The sequence below is a fragment of the Shewanella sp. GD03713 genome (genome assembly GCF_029843705.1).
Lineage (GTDB): Bacteria > Pseudomonadota > Gammaproteobacteria > Enterobacterales > Shewanellaceae > Shewanella.
In genome coordinates this window covers 3,058,931-3,077,029 of sequence record NZ_JAOCIW010000001.1, presented here as the reverse complement: position 1 = coordinate 3,077,029, position 18,099 = coordinate 3,058,931, and the positions used below count along the sequence as shown (strand labels likewise).

The following is an 18,099-nucleotide window of genomic DNA, read 5'->3' as shown; positions in this document are numbered from 1 at the left end:
AATACGCTGTCAATGCCTAAGTTACATTTGGTAGCTTAAGGTCAAACCTAAGTAATGAGCATTGTAGTCGTGGCTGATATCGCCAAAACTGAGCACATTGGGGACTGTGTCCCAAGTGGTGTTTTGGTTTTGCCAGTTTGCATCTTGATATTTCTCGAACAACCAATCGAAGCGTAGCGACATACTGTCGGCCAGCTTATATTTGGCGTAGGCGTTAATATTGTGCTTGCGACTGTAATAGTCGCCGTAGGGACTGTTGATACCGTAGGTGACTTCGGTGTCGCTTTGTCCATCGGAGTAGCTGTAATCCAAGCCAAGATCTAAACGATTATCCAACAGGTTTTGATAGGCGATACCCGCGCCAATCAGGGTTGATTTCTCTTCAGAGGTGCTGTACCAATCTGGGGTTGAGAAACGATTGCTTCCGGCCTGATCGGAATCGCGCCAGTCTTGGTTGAGATAGGCGTTAACACTTAAATTATCGCTAATCAAATATTGTGTGGATACGTCATAGCCAAGATAAGAGACTTGGGTGAGCCCGACCAAGGTGTGGTCATAGTCATCGTCGATGCTGTGTAAACTCGCGCCTACAGATAAGCCGATATCACTTTGATAATCTGTGTGTAGGGTGATTTTTTGACGTTTCCTGTCCGCGAGGTAGGATTTACGTAGCCAAGGGTTGCTTGGACTTTGGGTGCTGGTCACTGGATTGTATTCACTGCCATTGCGGTCTAATGCTTCTCCTTTTAACCAAGCTGACCAAGCGGGCGAATAACGGTAGCTGAGTTTGGCAAACAGCCCCGATTCGTCAACGGATTGCCTGTCTAGTTCAGAATAGATGACTTCATCACGACTATATCCCGCCTCAGCATAGGCAGACGGGGTTAAGCGGTATTTTCCTTTAAGGTCGAATTGTTTGCTGCGTTTATCGTAGAGGCGATTTTGTTCTGTGCCTTGATGAAAGCTGTCGGTCACAACCTGCGGGAAATCCAGTTGAGCCGTTTTGTTTTCCCTGTCTTGATAGTTATAACTTGCTTGAACACTCAAATCCTGTGTGATGCGTCCTGAATACTTAAGCACCATATCTAGGATGTCCACTTGGGCATCCAGATTATCAGTTGGCAGTACAGGGGAGGGGCCATTAATGGTCGCGGGAAGAAAAGCCTCATCCTGCGACATTTTGCTGATACCCGCGTGCATAAGGATGTTATGGCCATTTTGGCCACCACTGGCCTCGGCTGCGATCCGATAGGCCTTGTTATCTGGGTCGACGGCATTTTGCCCAAAGTAGGCCGCACCAAATGTGGGTGTATAGGCCGATTGCCATAGCAGTCCCTGATGATCATTCTTGTATTGGCTTATCTGGCTGTTTATGCCCGCTTGCCAGCCTGCGCCGCCAAAATAGACTCTGGCATCGATTTCATCTGTGCTGTCATCGATTGGCTGCGCCAACATCACACTGTTAGTGAGAATATTTGCGCTGGTTTTTTTCGCGCCGCTACGGTTTTCATGTTGGTAGTTTACCGAGGCTTTGTAGCGGCTGCTCGATGAAATATGGCCAGCATAGTAACCGCCGAGGTTGAATCTATCCCGCGTAATGCTTAAGTCCTGCTCGATTAAACTCGATTGCAGTAGCGGCATGGATTGGGTTGTTGCTCCCTCTACCCAATTATCAGGCAAGAGCATCTTATCGTTATCGGTGAGATAAGGGCTCTTTAGCTGATTATATTGGTAATTGGCGAGACCTTTATAACCCAATTGGATTTGATAGTGCCCGGGTTGGCCTGTGGTGAGCTTGGCTGAACCTGTGTCAAATCCCAATTTATCGGCCTCTAGCCGAGTTTGGTAACCACTCTCTGCCTGATATTGCATATCGGCGCCCACGGCACCGACCATGCCATCTTTATCCGTGCCAGTGCGATTACCAAAACGGCTGTCTTCACCGTCATTGTAGGCGAGGGTGGCGCTGACGTTACCTTGGCGCCCTGTTTTGGGCTGGCATTGCTTGCAGCTCCATGCCTCACTTTTTACGCCACTGCGATTTGCTTTTTGGATTTCATATCCCTCAGCATGGGCTGTGTTGAGTACGCCACTAATCGCCCAAGCCAGTAATGTGAGTGAGAAACAAGCTTTAGGAGTCGATATGTTCATTATTTGCATGATCATTCCCTTGTTATCTCTGGAGCAACTTGCCGGATGGATGGTTTGAACCATGCACTTGTCCATGGCAATTCATACAGGAATTACCCGAGGTGAAGGCATTGGTTTGATTACCAAAGTAAGCATTACTGCTGTGGCCATCGGAGGCGTGGCACTGTTGGCATAACTGTGGCGGTTTGCTGATAAGCATGGATTCGTTGACGCTGCCGTGGGGGTTATGACAGTTCGCGCAATTATCGGTGACTGGCGCATGTTCCCACAATTTAGGACCGCGTTTTTCGGCGTGGCAGCTGTAACAGTTTTCGTTGACGCTCATTTGCTTCAGACTGGCATCATTTAAACTGCCATGGGGATTGTGGCAATCGCTACAGACCATTTGTTGCCATTGCAATGGATGGGATGAGCGTTTGTGCATATCCGCTTTTTGCTGGGTATGGCATTGGGTACAAATCGCCACTTCGTTGGCTTTGTCGCTGATAGGGTCTTTTGCTACGTGTACTTGGTGGCAGCTACTGCAGGGAATATCAGCATTGTCATGGTGATTGCCTTTCCACGCGATGCGTTGATCATCGTTATGGCAACTCATGCAGACACTGTTTTGTTTTTGCGCGGGAACGGGGGAATTCTGGCCGAAGGTGATCATCGGCTCTTTGCCCCCCTTGTTATGATTACCGAGCGGGCCGTGGCAAGCCTCACACTGTAAGTCGGCCATAGGGGAATCTTTGACATTAGGATTACCATGTACACCATCAAAAATGGCCATCACAGTGGCACTTTTCTTATGGCACATCAGGCAAGTGTCAGCCCCTTTGGCCGAGTACTTACCTTCGGCAAATTTTTTGTCCAAAGTCGCGACGACCTCCTCGGGCGGCTTGTCATCCCAAGGTGTCGCTAACGTTGAAAGGCTGAGTATCGATAACATCACAACAAGCATAACCTGAGTTATGCTTTTGAACTTAAACCCAATATCCATGTTCATCTATTCCCGAGTGCGTTTTATTTGTTATTTTTCAAGCTTTCGACATCACTAATTTAGCTGATTAATACTAGAACAAATTTGCGACAATCGCGTAACATTTTTGTGGTCATTGACAGTAAAGAAGGATGATTTTGTTAGTGATAAATAACAAAGTGTGATCTTGTTCTCACTTTGGTTTGTGAGGCACTCGTTTACAGCTCATTGACTTTTACTCTAACTTGCGAAGAGTGATGTGCCTTTATGGGGATTTTTATTTTTGGTCAGGCGTTTATTCATTGAGATTTTTGTCACATAATACTCAACACAATTGAAAACTATTATCGTTACCAGTCATAAAGCTTGATCTAGGTAAAGTTATTAGAGCCATCGCTCAGTTACAATGGGCGCAGTTTTTCAAGCTGAAGCTGTTACAAGGTGAAATAGGTAATGAAGTTAAGCGAACTCAGTCCCGGTGACCGTGGCATTATTTCTGAAATCGGGCGTTTAGATCTGCCGCAGACAGTGAAGCGTAAATTATTATCCATGGGCATCACCCCAAATACACGATTTTCGTTGATCCGCAGAGCGCCTATGGGCTCTGGTTTAGAGTTGGATATTCGTGGCAGTAAGCTTTGTATGCGCAGAGACCTGGCAGACATCATAGAGGTGGAAAAGGCGAATGACTAAGCAGTTTCATTGCGTCACTGTTGGTAACCCAAACGCGGGAAAATCAACACTCTTTAACGCGCTAACCGGCGCGAATCAGCAAGTGGGCAACTGGTCCGGTGTGACCGTTGAGAAAAAAACCGGTCATTTTACCCTTAATGGTGCCGACGTTTACTTAACCGACTTACCCGGTATTTACGATTTACTCCCCGCGGGTAATAGTTGTGATTGTTCCCTCGATGAGCAGATTGCTCAGCAATACCTCGCCGAACAACGTGTCGATGGCATTATCAACTTAGTTGATGCGACCAATATCGAGCGCCACCTTTATTTGACGGCACAACTACGTGAGCTGTCGATCCCTATGGTGGTGGTATTGAATAAAATCGATGCGGCTATTAAGCGTGGGATCCGTGTCGATTTAAAGAAAATGAGCCAAGAGTTAGGTTGCCCTGTTATTGGGGTGTGCTCTCGCGATCCTGCCGATGTGGCTAAAGTGCAAGCGCAGGTTTTGGATTTACTCCAAGGCCGCGTATCCGAAGCGCCTCTGCTACTCGATTACGACGAGCAAATTGAAGCGGGCGTGCAACTCCTTTGCAGTAAAGACCCCAACTTAAGCCGTGGCCGCGCTTTAGCGATGCTGGGTAACGGTTCTGGTTGTGGCAGCTGCAAAAATGCCGAGCTACAGGATGAAGTCAGCACTTGCACCGAGCAAATTGCGCAGCAAGGGCATGACATCGAAGTGATGGTCGCTACGACGCGTTTTAACTTTGTTGAACGTGTGTTCCAAGGTTCCGTTAAGACCGATGGTTTCCTCACGCTGAGCGATAAACTCGATAAATTAGTATTGCATCCCGTGCTTGGCATTCCGGTGTTCTTATTTGTCATGTATCTGATGTTTATGTTCAGCATTAACATCGGTAGTGCGTTTATCGATTTCTTCGATGTGTTTGTCGGGGCATTACTGGTCGATCATTTTGGTGCATTCCTTGGCAATATGGGCGCGCCAGCATGGTTGGTGACGATTCTCGCGGGTGGTGTCGGTCAAGGTATTCAAACCGTTTCTACTTTTATTCCGGTTATCGCAGCGCTATTTCTCGGTTTATCTATCCTTGAAAGCTCAGGCTATATGGCCCGTGCGGCCTTCGTGGTGGATGGCTTAATGCGCCGTATTGGTCTACCGGGTAAAGCGTTCGTGCCTATGATTGTTGGCTTTGGTTGTTCGGTGCCAGCGATTATGGCGACACGTACCTTAGGTAGTGAGCGTGAGCGTATCGTGACAGGTATGATGGCGCCCTTTATGTCCTGTGGTGCACGTTTACCTGTGTATGCGTTATTTGCGGCGGCGTTCTTCCCTGACTCTGGTCAAAACTTGGTGTTTTTACTGTATGTGATTGGGATTTTTGCGGCGATTGGTACAGGATTATTATTGCGTAGCACCTTATTACCTGGCACAAGCAGTGCGGTGGTGATGGAGCTGCCAAGTTATGAAATGCCAAAATTGAAGGCTGTGATGGTCCGTACTGGTAAGCGAACTAAGAGCTTTATCTTAGGAGCGGGTAAAACCATCGTGCTTGTGGTAACCCTGCTTAACTTTATCAATGCGATTGGGGTCGACGGTACATTTGGCCATGAAGATAGCCAAGCGTCACTCTTAAGTGTGGCGAGTCAAAAGGTGACACCTATCTTTGCACCTATGGGGATTGAGCAAGATAACTGGCCTGCGACTGTGGGTATTATCACGGGTATTTTCGCTAAAGAAGCGGTAGTGGGTACACTGAATAGCTTGTATGCCAATGTTGCCCATGAAGATGCAGAATTAACGCCATTAGCGGATAGTTTCAGCGAAGCGCTGGCGACGATTCCAGCTAACCTGTTTGGCTTGGATTTAGAAGACCCGCTTAAGTTATCAGTGGGTGATATTTCTAATACTAACGTGGCAGCAGAGTCGCAAGGTGTGGAAACCTCTACCTTTAGCGCCTTACAGTCAGGCTTTACCACTAAAGTGGCCGCATTCTCTTACTTGCTGTTTATCTTACTCTATACTCCCTGTGTCGCCGCGATGGGCGCCTTAGTGAATGAGTTTGGTACTCGCTGGGCAACCTTTGCTGCCACTTGGACATTCTCACTGGCCTACGGCAGTGCAACCATTGCTTACCAAGCGGCAACCTTTGGTGCACATCCACTGCAATCGAGTTTGTGGATTGGTTTCTTCCTCGGAGCGCTCGTGGTGTTCTACCTGTGGCTCAAACGTAAGGGCCGCAGAACCCAACAGATCATTCCTGGCGTTAGGATCATTACCGAGTAACCGCTGAGTAATAAATGTCAGCTTATTAATGACAAAGATAAAAGCAGCTTTCATGGCTGCTTTTATTGTTTTACTATCCATGCCATAAACCATAGTTTTTTATACTGGGCATTGTAACTGGCCGAGATCTGTAGGATCATGCGGGTTTTGTTAAAATTGCCATTGTTCGCAAAGAGGAATTCCATGAGTCATGTGGACACTGAAGTACGTCCGAGTAACTTTATCCGTAATATCATTGATGAGGATCTGAAAAGCGGTAAGCACACCAGTGTGCAGACGCGTTTTCCTCCCGAGCCAAATGGTTATTTGCATATAGGTCATGCTAAGTCTATCTGTTTGAACTTCGGCATCGCGCGCGATTACCAAGGCCTTTGTAATTTACGTTTTGATGATACAAATCCTGAAAAAGAAGACATCGATTATGTGAATTCTATTCAGGCGGATGTGCGTTGGTTGGGATTCCAGTGGGATGGTGAAGTTCGTTATTCCTCTAACTATTTCGACCAATTACACCAATATGCCGTTGAGTTGATCAACAAAGGCTTGGCCTATGTGTGTTTCCTCAATGCCGATGAAACCCGTGAATACCGTGGCACCTTAAAAGAGCCGGGTAAAAACAGCCCGTACCGTGACACTTCCGTTGAAGAAAACCTGCAATTATTCGAAAAAATGCGTAAGGGTGAATTCAAAGAAGGTGAGTGTGCACTGCGTGCTAAAATCGACATGGCATCACCTTTTATGTGTATGCGCGATCCGGTTATTTACCGTATTCGTTTCGCTCACCATCATCAAACGGGTGACAAGTGGTGCATTTACCCAATGTACGACTTCACTCACTGTATTTCGGATGCGCTGGAGCACATTACTCACTCGTTATGTACGCTTGAGTTCCAAGACAACCGTCGTCTTTACGATTGGGTTCTCGACAATTTAGATGATTTCCAAGCGCCGAACCGTACTCGTCAGTACGAGTTTTCTCGCTTAAATCTTGAATATACGCTGATGTCTAAGCGTAAATTAAATGACTTAGTGACACGTAAGTTAGTTTCTGGATGGGATGACCCACGTATGCCAACGATTGCTGGCCTGCGTCGTCGTGGTTATACCCCAGCAACTATCCGCGAGTTTTGCCAACGTATTGGTATCACTAAGCAAGAAAATATGATTGAAGCCGCGATGCTCGATGCCTGCATCCGTGAAGAACTCAACGAACATGCGCCACGTGCGATGGCCGTACTGCGCCCATTAAAAGTCGTGATTGAGAACTACCCAGAAGGTCAAATCGAGACGATTCAAGCGGCTTCTCACCCAAGCGATGAAAGCATGGGCACACGTGAACTTGCCTTTGGCCGTGAACTGTATATCGATGTGGCGGACTTCAGAGAAGAAGCCAATAAGCAATACAAGCGTCTGGTGATGGGTAAAGAAGTGCGTCTGCGTAACGCGTATGTGATTAAGGCTGAGCGTTGTGACAAAGACAGCGACGGCAATATCACCACGGTTTACTGTAGCTACGATGCAGATACCTTGGGTAAAAACCCCGCCGATGGTCGCAAGGTGAAAGGCGTAATCCATTGGGTGGAAGCGACTACGGCTAAACCTGCTGAATTCCGTTTATATCAACGTTTGTTCACTGATCCAAATCCAGCTGCAGCAGAGACAGTGGATGAAGTGCTTAATCCTAACTCACTTGAAGTGGTTAATGGTTTAGTTGAAGCCAGTCTTGTGAATGCGCCAGCGGAAAAAGCATATCAGTTTGAGCGTGAAGGTTATTTCTGTGCTGACAATAAAGACTCATCAGCCGAACATTTAGTCTTTAACCTAACGGTTGCACTGCGTGACTCGTTTGAATAGCAGGTCGCTAGCCGCGATAATCTCTGTCGCGACTAACAGTCAACTGCAGTAAAGCATAAAAAGGCCCTTAGTGTTTTCAAGCTAAGGGCCTTTTCTGTTTTACAACTTTTCGTTTTCAACACGTCAATTTGCCACTATCAATTTGTCACTATCTGTATTTCAAGTCGTTTGCGCCTGAGTGCGGATTAATACCTTATTGGTACATTGGACCAAAGCCAATGCTCCAGAGAATAACGCTGGTGGCCATTAAACCGACCAAGAGTACTAAACCGGCAGTGACCATAGAGCTGGCGTAAATAAAGCCTTTCTCTTCAGGGATATTCATAATAATGGGCACGCCTGCGTATAGCAGATAAACCGAGTAGGCCAATCCTACCAACCCAACAATCATAATAAACCAGAGCACAGGGTAGAGCGCCGCCAGACCAACCATAAACAGAGGCGTTGCGGTGTAGGACGCGAGTTCTAACGCTTGGGTGAAAGTAGGCTGGGCATCGAAGGTTTTTGCCATCCAGTAGGCTAAATAGGCGAGGGCGAACACACCTGCAATCAGACCGAAGTACATGCCGACGGACATAAACATGGCGCTTTGTGGTGTAAGATAAATTGGATCACCCGAACCCGGATTCCAACCAATATATGCGGTGGCGATAAAGCTACAGACAGCCGGAATGAGTGCGATGAGAATAACGTGACTTAAACTACTTTTGAGTGCCTCGTGATTCTTCTCAATCGCGTGCCACTCTTGTTTTGGATGAGTGTATAACCCCATTAAGTGATTCAGTATCATTATAATTATCCTTGTTTAGCATTGATGATGGCTCGCCAAACGTCAGACGAGCTGACAACAGCTCTACAATCAGGGTTAAACGCTCTCCTATCCCTTAACGCCCGACTGCGTACACTCCGAATTGAGACGCGGTGTGATCAGGATCTCAGTTCTTAAGGTGTAGATTATTTATTGAACAAAAAGTTCATCTCGTCAAGTTTACTGCGGTGTAAAGCTATAGCTTGTCGATAATTACGCGTAAAATATGGCGATATTTTTTTAATGATTTTGAGTGATCCCATGCAGCAATTATTGGCACCTGTTCATGCGTTTCTTCGTTGTGAGACGCCGCAAACTTGGATTGATATGGCAAGAGCCTCTGCCTCTTTAGATGAACTCTTAATCGACCATTGTAATTGTGAGCTAAAAGCGGCGCAGACTGCGATGTTCTTATTGAGGCGATACGCATTAGATAAAGACAGCGGGCAATCGCTATTGGCGTGGGCAAAACCCTATGAGGAATTTGTTTATCACAAGGATCGCGATATCGAGCAGTTTTTGGCTCGCGACGTTAAAAAGAACGAGCTGGTTGCCAATCTACAGCCGAATCAGCATTTTGCCTTTGCTCAGGATCTTATTCCGCCACTCATTCGTTTGATAAAAGAAGAATTCCATCATTTTGAGCAAGTGCTGGAGTTGATGCACGCACGGCACATTCCGTATCGCAATATTCGTGCCGGGCGTTACGCAAAGGGCATGATGAGCCACGTGACCACCCATGAGAAGGATATTCTGCGGGATAAGTTGATTGTGGGTGCGTACATTGAGGCGCGCTCCTGTGAACGCTTTGCTAAATTAGCGCCTTACTTGGATGCGGAGTTAAGTAAGTTTTATGTGTCCTTACTGCGCTCTGAGGCGCGTCATTTTGAGGATTATCTTAAGCTGGCGCAGCTCGTTTCAACGGAAGATATTACTGAGCGGGTGGCTTATTTGGGCGAGAGGGAAGCTGAATTAATTATCGCGCCCGATGACGAGTTTCATTTCCACAGTGGTCAACCCTTAGTTGCCTAGTGGCAATAACCCTCAGTTGCCTAGTGGCAATACAAGTAGCGGCCTCAACCATATTCAGGTATGAGGCCTAAGCGGTTCGATGTATTAATGGTGAGGGCGCTATAGGTGCTTAGCTGGCGTCGAAGGGCAGGCTTTTTAAATCTACGCCGTCGGCGCTGACCACCAACACACTGCCTTGCTCGTACCAATCACCGACCACAATACGTTTGCAGCCATTATTTAACTCGTGAATGGCGGGTCTGTGGGTATGACCGTGGATCATCTGTTTGCAGTGAGTCTCGGCAAATAACGCATCCACCGCACTGGGTTCCACATCCATGATGACGTAGCTTTTTTGTTGATTGCTGCTCTGACTATTGCTGCGGATCTTATTGGCAATCGCCTGACGTTTTCTCTTCGGCAAACAGCTATAAAGCCAACGGGCGAAGGCAAAACTGCGTAGTTTGCGAAAGCGTTGGTAGGCTTTATCTAAGGTACACAGGCTATCGCCGTGTAAGATAACCGTGTTAACACCATAGAGATCTAAGCAAGTGACTTCGGGCAACATTTGCATACCCGCAGCATCGGCAAATTGCTTGCCTAACATAAAGTCACGATTACCATGAATAAAGTAGATGGGCAATTTTTGGGAGATTTGCTTGAGCTTGCGCGCTAATTCGAGGGCAAAAGGCGCGGCTAAATCGTCGCCGACCCATACTTCAAATAAATCCCCCAGAATATAGAGGGCATCGGCATCATCAAGTTCAGTATCGAGGAAACGATTAAAGGCTTGGGTGATATCGAGGCGATCGGCACTTAAGTGCAGATCGCCAATAAATAAGGTCCGCATCCTAGGGAATTAGGCCGCACTTACTTTTTCAATCACAACCGCTTCTAATGGCACATCTTGGTGCATGCCACGGTTACCAGTGCTGACAGCTTTGATTTTTTCAACGATGTCCATGCCTTCAACCACTTTACCAAATACGCAGTAACCCCAGCCTTGCATGCTTTCAGATTTGAAATCGAGGAAGGTGTTATCGTTTACGTTGATGAAGAACTGAGCCGTCGCTGAGTGTGGATCAGAAGTACGCGCCATCGCGATAGTACCGGTACGGTTTGATAAACCGTTGTTGGCTTCGTTTTTCACTGGCTCATGGCAACGTTTTTGGCTCATTTCAGTGGTGAAGCCACCACCTTGGATCATAAAGCCGTCAATTACACGGTGGAAAATGGTGCCGTCGAAGAAACCTTCGTCAACATATTTCATAAAGTTTGCCACGGTCAGTGGTGCTTTTTCGGCGTTCAGTTGCAGTTTGATGTCGCCAAAATTAGTGTGTAATGTGATCATGTTTTCATACTCTCAGTAAATAGTGGCGCGATTCTAACTTATCTCGGATTGCACGCAAAGTGCAGTATTCAAAACCATCGTCAGCGTGGTAGACTGACCCCTTGATTTTACACTCGAATCTATCATTGAAGAGAATGCCGATGTTGAAGATTTACAACAGTATTACCCGCCAAAAACAGGAATTTAAGCCAATTACTCCCGGAAAAGTTGGGATGTATGTATGCGGAGTGACCGTATACGATCTGTGTCATATTGGCCATGGGCGTACTTTTGTTTCCTTCGATATGATCGTTCGTTACCTGCGTTACGCGGGTTATGAAGTGAATTTTCAACGTAACATCACCGATATTGATGACAAAATCATCAAACGCGCCAACGAAAACCAAGAAGATTGCAATACATTAACCGATCGCTTGATTGGTGAAATGCACAAGGATTTTGATGCGCTGAATATGATCCGTCCCGATTTCGAGCCTCGTGCTACTCTGCACATTGCCGAAATCATCGATATGGTTGAGCGCTTACTGGCCCGTGGTCATGCCTATGTGGCAGCCGATGGCGATGTGCTATTCAGTGTGGCCTCATTCCCTGAGTACGGCCGTCTGTCCGGTCAGAACTTAGAGCAATTACAGGCGGGCGCACGGGTTGAGATTGACGATAACAAGCAAAATCCAATGGATTTCGTGCTATGGAAAATGTCTAAACCGGGCGAGCCAACATGGGAATCGCCATGGGGACCGGGTCGTCCAGGCTGGCATATCGAATGTTCGGCAATGAACAGCAAGCACTTAGGTCTGCATTTCGATATTCACGGTGGCGGTTCAGATTTACAATTCCCTCACCATGAGAACGAAATTGCTCAGTCTTGCTGCGCCCATGATACGCCGTATGTGAATTACTGGATGCACACTGGCATGGTGATGGTTGACCGCGAGAAGATGTCAAAGTCTTTAGGTAACTTCTTCACTATTCGTGATGTATTAGGCCATTACGACGCTGAAACTGTGCGTTACTTCCTGCTATCGGGTCACTACCGTAGCCAGATAAACTACTCAGAAGAAAACCTCAAGCAGGCGCGTGCCGCCTTAGAGCGTTTATACACTGCGATTAAAGATGTTGACCTGACGGTAGCGCCTGCACCAGCTGAAGAGTTTGTTGCTAAGTTTAAAGCGGTAATGGACGATGACTTTAATACGCCAGAAGCCTACTCAGTGCTGTTTGATATGGTACGTGAAATCAACCGTTTGAAAACCACAGATATGGCGCAGGCTTCAGCTATGGCCGTTGCCATGAAGCAACTGGCCGATGTATTGGGATTATTGCATCAAGCACCGGATGCCTTCTTTAAAGGCGAAGGGAGCGATGATGAAGTGGCTGAGATTGAAGCGCTGATCGTTGAGCGTAATCGTGCCCGCGCCGAGAAAGATTGGCCAGCGGCTGATGTTGCGCGTAATCGTTTAAATGAGCTTGGTGTGGTCTTAGAAGATGGCCCAAGCGGTACTACTTGGCGTAAGAAATAGGTTAGCGTAAGAAATAATCCCATCGCTTAAGTTTGATTCGTATCGATAATAAAAAACCTGCCAATGGCAGGTTTTTTTATTGGTCTCACGTATTTGATTAAGCTCATGTTATTGCGTTACCGGCTACTGAGCTTAGATGGCTAAATCGCAGGTTTAAATGCTGCGATTTGCGCCATAACTTACGCCATAACTTAAGCCATTATCTACGCGATGGCGAAGCACATTAGTCGTGATATTGCTCTGCCGCATACAAGGTATTTTCAAGTAAGCTGGCAATCGTCATAGGGCCGACACCACCTGGGACAGGGGTGATAAAGCTGGCGTTTTGCGCAGCGACATCATATTGCACGTCGCCCACTAAGGTACCGTTTTCTAAGCGGTTAATACCCACATCGATAACAATGGCGCCCGGTTTAATCCATTCACCTGGGATAAAGCCAGGTTTACCCACGGCAACCACCACTAAATCTGCCTGACGGATTTTTTGTTCAAGGTTTTTCGTAAAGCGATGACATGTGGTTGTGGTGCAGCCTGCAAGCAATAGCTCCAGTGTCATTGGGCGGCCGACAATGTTTGATGCGCCTACCACAACGGCATCTAATCCATAGGTATCGACACCCGTTGATTTGATTAAGGTCATGATCCCCATTGGGGTGCATGAACGTAATACGGGAATGCGCTGGGCTAAACGGCCAACGTTATAAGGGTGGAAACCGTCGACATCTTTATCGGGGCGAATGCGCTCAATGACTTTAGAGTCTTCGATATGCGCAGGCAGAGGGAGCTGCACTAAGATACCGTCGATCGTCGGATCATCATTGAGTTCGTCGATAAGGGCTAATAATGCTTCTTCGGTATAACTGGTATCGAGATCGTAAGAGCGAGAAATAAATCCCACTTCTTCACAGGCTTTACGTTTACTACCAACATAAACCTGAGAAGCGGGGTCGGCTCCCACGAGAATGACGGCTAAACCTGGTACGCGTTGTCCTGCCTCTTTGCGGGCGGTTACTTTTTCGCGAAGTTGTGTGCGGATGGATTGAGCAATCGCCTTGCCGTCGATTATTTGGGCTGTCATGGGTGTAGGATATCCTTTATATGGGCGATGGTGAAAACTGTCGTTAACACAGAGAGTGACAATCGCGGCTATTTTAACAGGGCGTTGCGGGTGTGTCATGGTGAAAGCCGCAGCGAAATGGATAAAAACAGGCGTATTCGCCTGATAATTCAGCATCTAGTTTGAATGCTTAAAAAAATCGTTGACGGGTGCAAAGTGAGGGGCTAAGATGCGCTCCGTTCTCAAGCAGATGTGCTCATTTGCTCTGAAAACAATGATTCTCGGTGATTAGCGCAGTCCGGTAGCGCATCTGGTTTGGGACCAGAGGGTCAGAGGTTCGAATCCTCTATCACCGACCACTTTAATATTATTGGCTCATGATTATTCAGTTAATTTGAGCGGGTAATAGCGGATAACCTAAGTCAGTTATCCCACGTAGGTTAGGATACAGCAGAGTCTGTAAACCATGCGCCCGTAGCTCAGTTGGATAGAGCATCCGCCTTCTAAGCGGATGGTCGCAGGTTCGAATCCTGCCGGGCGTGCCAGTTTCAGTGGTGATTGTAGCTCAGTTGGTAGAGTCCCGGATTGTGATTCCGGTTGTCGTGGGTTCGAGCCCCATCAGTCACCCCATTTTTAAGTACTTTGAGTACAAAATAAAAAAAGCGACCTCTGGTCGCTTTTTTTATACCCTAGATTCGGCCGTAGAGGCTCGACTCTGCACAAAACGGTGGCTATAATGTCGCGTCTTGATAGATATCAACTAACAGCGACCTGTGCCGAAAGCCAATAGTGGTGGGCATTGTAGTCAAATTTAATGATCAAGAAACGAATACCTGAATAGTTGATGACTCGACTATTACAAAGGACGTTAGACAAATTTCGAGGTAAAACAATGCAAGTTTCTGTTGAAGCAACCCAAGGCCTAGAGCGTCGCCTGACCATTTCTGTTCCTGCTGAACAAATTGAAAAACTGGTTAAAGACAGTTTACAACGTGAAGCTAAGCGTGCTCGTATCCCAGGTTTCCGTCCTGGCAAAGTGCCTGTTACTGTAATCAACAAACGTTATGGCGCCGCTATTCGTCAAGACATCACTGGTGAAGTGATGCAACGTAACTTTATCGAAGCGATCATCGCTGAGAAATTAAACCCAGCTGGCGCACCAACCTTCGTACCTGGTGCGACTGACGGTGAAAAATTCGAATTCGTAGCGACTTTCGAAATCTACCCAGAAGTCGAGCTGAAAGGTTTAGATGCAATCGAAGTAGAACAACCAAAAGCGTCTGTAACCGATGCTGATGTAGACAGCATGATCGAAACTTTACGTAAGCAACACGCGACTTTCGCAGCTGTTGAGCGTGAAGCGGCTGACGGCGACAAAGTGAAAATGAACTTTGTTGGTTCAGTTGACGGTGTTGAATTCGAAGGCGGTAAAGCTGATGATTTCGAACTGCAATTAGGCAGCGGCCGTATGATCCCAGGTTTCGAAGCGGGTATCTTAGGTCACAAAGCGGGTGAAGAATTCGTTATCGACGTGACTTTCCCAGAAGAATATCACGCTGAAAACTTAAAAGGTAAAGCAGCTAAGTTTGCTATCACTTTAACTGAAGTGTTAGCGGCTAACTTACCAGAAGTAAACGATGAGTTTGCAGCATTATTCGGAATCAGCGAAGGCGGCTTAGAAGCTCTGAAAACTGAAATCCGTAAAAACATGAACCGTGAGCTTGAGCAAGCGTTAAAAGCAAACGTGAAAGAGCAAGTGATCACTGGTTTATTAGCCAACAACGACATCGAACTACCAAAAGCACTGATCGATGGCGAAGTTAACGTACTGCGTCAACAAGCGATGCAACGTTTCGGCGGTCAAACGGCTAACATGCCAGAACTGCCAGCTGAATTATTCACTGAGCAAGCGGCTCGTCGCGTGAAAATCGGTCTGTTATTAGGCGAAGTTATCAAGACTAACGAACTGAAAGCAGAAGATGAGCGTGTACAAGCGTTAATCGCTTCTATGGCTTCAGCTTACGAAGATCCAAGTGAAGTTGTTGCGTACTACAACAGCAACAAAGAGCTGATGCAAAACATGCGCAACGTTGCGCTTGAAGAGCAAGCTGTTGAAGCACTGCTGAAATCTGCCAAAGTGACCGAAAAAGAAGTCGCTTTTGAAGAATTTATGAACAAGGCTACAGGTCGCGCATAAGCTAAGCTTGACTTGATTGGCAGTTCGCCATTTATAATGGCTCGTATGAGGCTCCTCATGCGAGCCATTTTTATTTAGGGAAACGAATAATGCATAATGCGTCAGACATACAAAGTGCTTTAGTGCCTATGGTGATCGAACAGACGGCTAAGGGTGAACGCTCATTCGATATTTATTCTCGTCTGTTAAAAGAGCGGATTATCTTTTTAGTGGGTCAAGTTGAAGAGCATATGGCGAATCTGATTGTGGCGCAGTTGCTATTCCTCGAGTCAGAAAGCCCAGATAAAGATATCTTCTTATATATCAATTCACCCGGTGGCTCAGTCACTGCGGGTATGGCGATTTACGATACCATGCAGTTTATTAAGCCGAACGTCAGCACTGTGTGTATTGGTCAAGCGGCCAGCATGGGCGCGTTTTTATTAGCCGGTGGTGAAAAGGGCAAGCGTTTCTGCTTACCTAACTCTCGCGTGATGATCCACCAACCACTGGGTGGATTCCAAGGTCAGGCTTCTGATATCGCTATTCATGCCCAAGAGATCTTAGGCATCAAGCATAAACTGAACCTGATGTTGTCAGAGCACACTGGCCAGCCACTCGAAGTGATTGAACGTGATACCGATCGCGACAACTTCATGAGTGCGACTCAAGCTGTTGAATATGGTTTAGTTGACGCAGTGATGACTAAACGCGGCTGATTTTTACTTTTGACTGGGCTATGCTCTATTAAGCAAAGCCCAGTAAAGGGTTAGCAAGTTTAAGACAAGCAGTAGAGCAGACTGCAAATGAGGTAATTAATGGGCGACAACAAAAATAATGGTGACAGCGGTAAATTGCTGTACTGCTCTTTTTGCGGTAAGAGCCAGCATGAAGTCAGAAAACTGATTGCAGGCCCATCAGTATACGTATGCGACGAATGTGTTGAATTATGCAACGACATCATTCGTGAAGAGATTAAAGAAATCTCCCCTAAGCGTGATAATGATAAATTGCCAACGCCACATGAGTTGCGTGCGCATTTAGACGATTATGTGATTGGTCAGGACAGAGCCAAGAAAGTGCTGTCTGTCGCTGTATACAATCACTATAAGCGCCTGAGAAATTCTTCTCCTAAAGATGGCGTGGAATTAGGAAAGAGTAACATTCTGCTGATTGGTCCAACGGGCAGTGGTAAGACACTGCTGGCTGAAACGCTTGCGCGCTCATTGAATGTCCCATTTACTATGGCGGACGCCACCACCTTAACCGAAGCGGGTTATGTGGGTGAAGACGTTGAAAACATCATTCAAAAGCTGCTGCAAAAGTGCGATTACGATGTTGAAAAAGCACAGCGCGGTATCGTCTATATCGACGAAATCGACAAGATCAGCCGTAAATCGGATAACCCATCAATTACCCGTGACGTATCGGGTGAAGGTGTACAGCAAGCGCTGCTGAAACTTATCGAAGGTACGGTTGCCGCGGTTCCGCCTCAAGGTGGTCGTAAGCATCCACAGCAAGAGTTCTTACAGGTAGATACCTCTAAGATCCTGTTTATCTGTGGTGGTGCTTTTGCTGGCCTTGAAAAGGTGATTGAACAGCGTGCTCATGTAGGTTCAGGTATCGGTTTCGGTGCGCAGGTTAAGGGCGAGAAAGATAAGGCAACAATTTCGCAAACCTTATCTCAAGTCGAACCCGAGGACTTAGTCAAATACGGCTTGATCCCTGAGTTTATCGGCCGTCTGCCCGTTGTAGCAACGCTGACCGAGCTGGACGAAGAAGCATTAGTGCAAATTCTGTCTGAGCCTAAAAACGCGCTGACAAAACAGTACAACGCGCTGTTTGAGATGGAAGGGGTTGAGCTAGAGTTCCGCGAAGATGCGCTCAAAGCGATTGCACATAAAGCTATGTCACGCAAAACGGGTGCCCGTGGTTTACGTTCAATCGTTGAAGGTATCTTACTCGATACTATGTACGATATTCCTTCGATTGAGGGCGTGGTGAAGGCGGTTGTCGATGAATCTGTGGTGAATGGCGAGTCTGCACCAATCTTGATTTACGAACGCAACGAAGCGCAAGCTGCCTCTGGTGAACAATAATTGTACTGATTGCTAATAATCTGAAAATCAAGGAGTCCATCGGGCTCCTTTTTTTATTTTGCCCATTGAAACCCACTAAAGCGCCCCAATATACTCCTTAACTAATCCCTTTCATCTAAACGGAATCGAAC

Annotated in this window: 14 protein-coding genes and 3 tRNA genes; 11 read left to right on the top strand and 6 right to left on the bottom strand. The window is 46.7% G+C overall.

What is annotated here, in order from left to right; genetic code table 11:
* Positions 1 to 21: 21 nt before the first annotated feature.
* Positions 22 to 2,160: an MtrB/PioB family decaheme-associated outer membrane protein gene (locus N5E87_RS13645; RefSeq protein ID WP_086902554.1), complete on the bottom strand. Its 2,139-nt coding sequence runs from the start codon at positions 2,158 to 2,160 to the stop codon at positions 22 to 24.
* Between the two features lie 13 nt (positions 2,161 to 2,173).
* Positions 2,174 to 3,139, bottom strand: a complete 966-nt coding sequence (locus N5E87_RS13640; protein ID WP_086902555.1) for a DmsE family decaheme c-type cytochrome — start codon at positions 3,137 to 3,139, stop codon at positions 2,174 to 2,176.
* A gap of 426 nt (positions 3,140 to 3,565) precedes the next feature.
* Here N5E87_RS13640 and N5E87_RS13635 point away from each other — a divergent pair, with 426 nt between their 5' ends.
* The 3 genes from N5E87_RS13635 (at position 3,566) to glnS (ending at position 7,946) form a co-directional block, all read left to right on the top strand.
* A complete protein-coding gene (locus N5E87_RS13635; protein WP_011623257.1) occupies positions 3,566 to 3,805 on the top strand; it encodes a FeoA family protein in 240 nt (79 codons plus the stop codon).
* Positions 3,798 to 6,092 (top strand): Fe(2+) transporter permease subunit FeoB, encoded by a 2,295-nt coding sequence (gene feoB, locus N5E87_RS13630; protein ID WP_086902556.1) that lies wholly within the window; start codon positions 3,798 to 3,800, stop codon positions 6,090 to 6,092. The genes N5E87_RS13635 and feoB overlap by 8 nt, the downstream gene beginning before the upstream one ends.
* Before the next feature lie 183 nt (positions 6,093 to 6,275).
* Positions 6,276 to 7,946, top strand: a complete 1,671-nt coding sequence (gene glnS, locus N5E87_RS13625) for a glutamine--tRNA ligase (protein WP_086902557.1) — start codon at positions 6,276 to 6,278, stop codon at positions 7,944 to 7,946.
* Between the two features lie 193 nt (positions 7,947 to 8,139).
* Here glnS and N5E87_RS13620 read toward each other — a convergent pair whose 3' ends face one another.
* A complete protein-coding gene (locus N5E87_RS13620; protein WP_011626606.1) occupies positions 8,140 to 8,736 on the bottom strand; it encodes a Yip1 family protein in 597 nt (198 codons plus the stop codon).
* 279 nt (positions 8,737 to 9,015) lie between these two features.
* On the opposite strand from N5E87_RS13620, the gene N5E87_RS13615 reads away from it, so the two are divergent.
* Positions 9,016 to 9,786: a tRNA isopentenyl-2-thiomethyl-A-37 hydroxylase MiaE gene (locus N5E87_RS13615; protein WP_086902628.1), complete on the top strand. Its 771-nt coding sequence runs from the start codon at positions 9,016 to 9,018 to the stop codon at positions 9,784 to 9,786.
* Positions 9,787 to 9,895: 109 nt separating this feature from the next.
* Here N5E87_RS13615 and N5E87_RS13610 read toward each other — a convergent pair whose 3' ends face one another.
* Positions 9,896 to 10,615, bottom strand: a complete 720-nt coding sequence (locus N5E87_RS13610) for a UDP-2,3-diacylglucosamine diphosphatase (RefSeq protein WP_086902558.1) — start codon at positions 10,613 to 10,615, stop codon at positions 9,896 to 9,898.
* Between the two features lie 9 nt (positions 10,616 to 10,624).
* A complete protein-coding gene (locus tag N5E87_RS13605) occupies positions 10,625 to 11,116 on the bottom strand; it encodes a peptidylprolyl isomerase (RefSeq protein ID WP_086902559.1) in 492 nt (163 codons plus the stop codon).
* A 140-nt stretch (positions 11,117 to 11,256) separates the two neighbouring features.
* Between N5E87_RS13605 and cysS the strand changes: the two genes are divergently transcribed.
* Positions 11,257 to 12,636, top strand: coding sequence for a cysteine--tRNA ligase (gene cysS / locus N5E87_RS13600; protein WP_086902560.1), 1,380 nt, complete (start codon positions 11,257 to 11,259; stop codon positions 12,634 to 12,636).
* Positions 12,637 to 12,859: 223 nt separating this feature from the next.
* Here cysS and folD read toward each other — a convergent pair whose 3' ends face one another.
* Complete coding sequence (gene folD / locus N5E87_RS13595; protein WP_011623249.1) at positions 12,860 to 13,714, bottom strand: bifunctional methylenetetrahydrofolate dehydrogenase/methenyltetrahydrofolate cyclohydrolase FolD; 855 nt, start codon at positions 13,712 to 13,714, stop codon at positions 12,860 to 12,862.
* Between the two features lie 261 nt (positions 13,715 to 13,975).
* Here folD and N5E87_RS13590 point away from each other — a divergent pair.
* The 6 genes from N5E87_RS13590 to clpX all read left to right on the top strand — a co-directional run bounded on the left by N5E87_RS13590 (position 13,976) and on the right by clpX (position 17,968).
* Positions 13,976 to 14,052, top strand: a tRNA-Pro gene (locus tag N5E87_RS13590).
* 109 nt (positions 14,053 to 14,161) lie between these two features.
* A tRNA-Arg gene (locus tag N5E87_RS13585) sits at positions 14,162 to 14,238 on the top strand.
* Positions 14,239 to 14,247: 9 nt separating this feature from the next.
* Positions 14,248 to 14,323: transfer RNA gene (locus N5E87_RS13580), tRNA-His, on the top strand.
* A 262-nt stretch (positions 14,324 to 14,585) separates the two neighbouring features.
* Positions 14,586 to 15,890 (top strand): trigger factor, encoded by a 1,305-nt coding sequence (gene tig, locus N5E87_RS13575; protein ID WP_086902561.1) that lies wholly within the window; start codon positions 14,586 to 14,588, stop codon positions 15,888 to 15,890.
* An 89-nt stretch (positions 15,891 to 15,979) separates the two neighbouring features.
* On the top strand, positions 15,980 to 16,588 hold the full coding sequence (gene clpP, locus N5E87_RS13570; RefSeq protein WP_011717550.1) for an ATP-dependent Clp endopeptidase proteolytic subunit ClpP: 609 nt from the start codon (positions 15,980 to 15,982) through the stop codon (positions 16,586 to 16,588).
* 99 nt (positions 16,589 to 16,687) lie between these two features.
* Positions 16,688 to 17,968, top strand: a complete 1,281-nt coding sequence (gene clpX / locus N5E87_RS13565) for an ATP-dependent protease ATP-binding subunit ClpX (protein ID WP_011717549.1) — start codon at positions 16,688 to 16,690, stop codon at positions 17,966 to 17,968.
* Positions 17,969 to 18,099 lie beyond the last annotated feature (131 nt).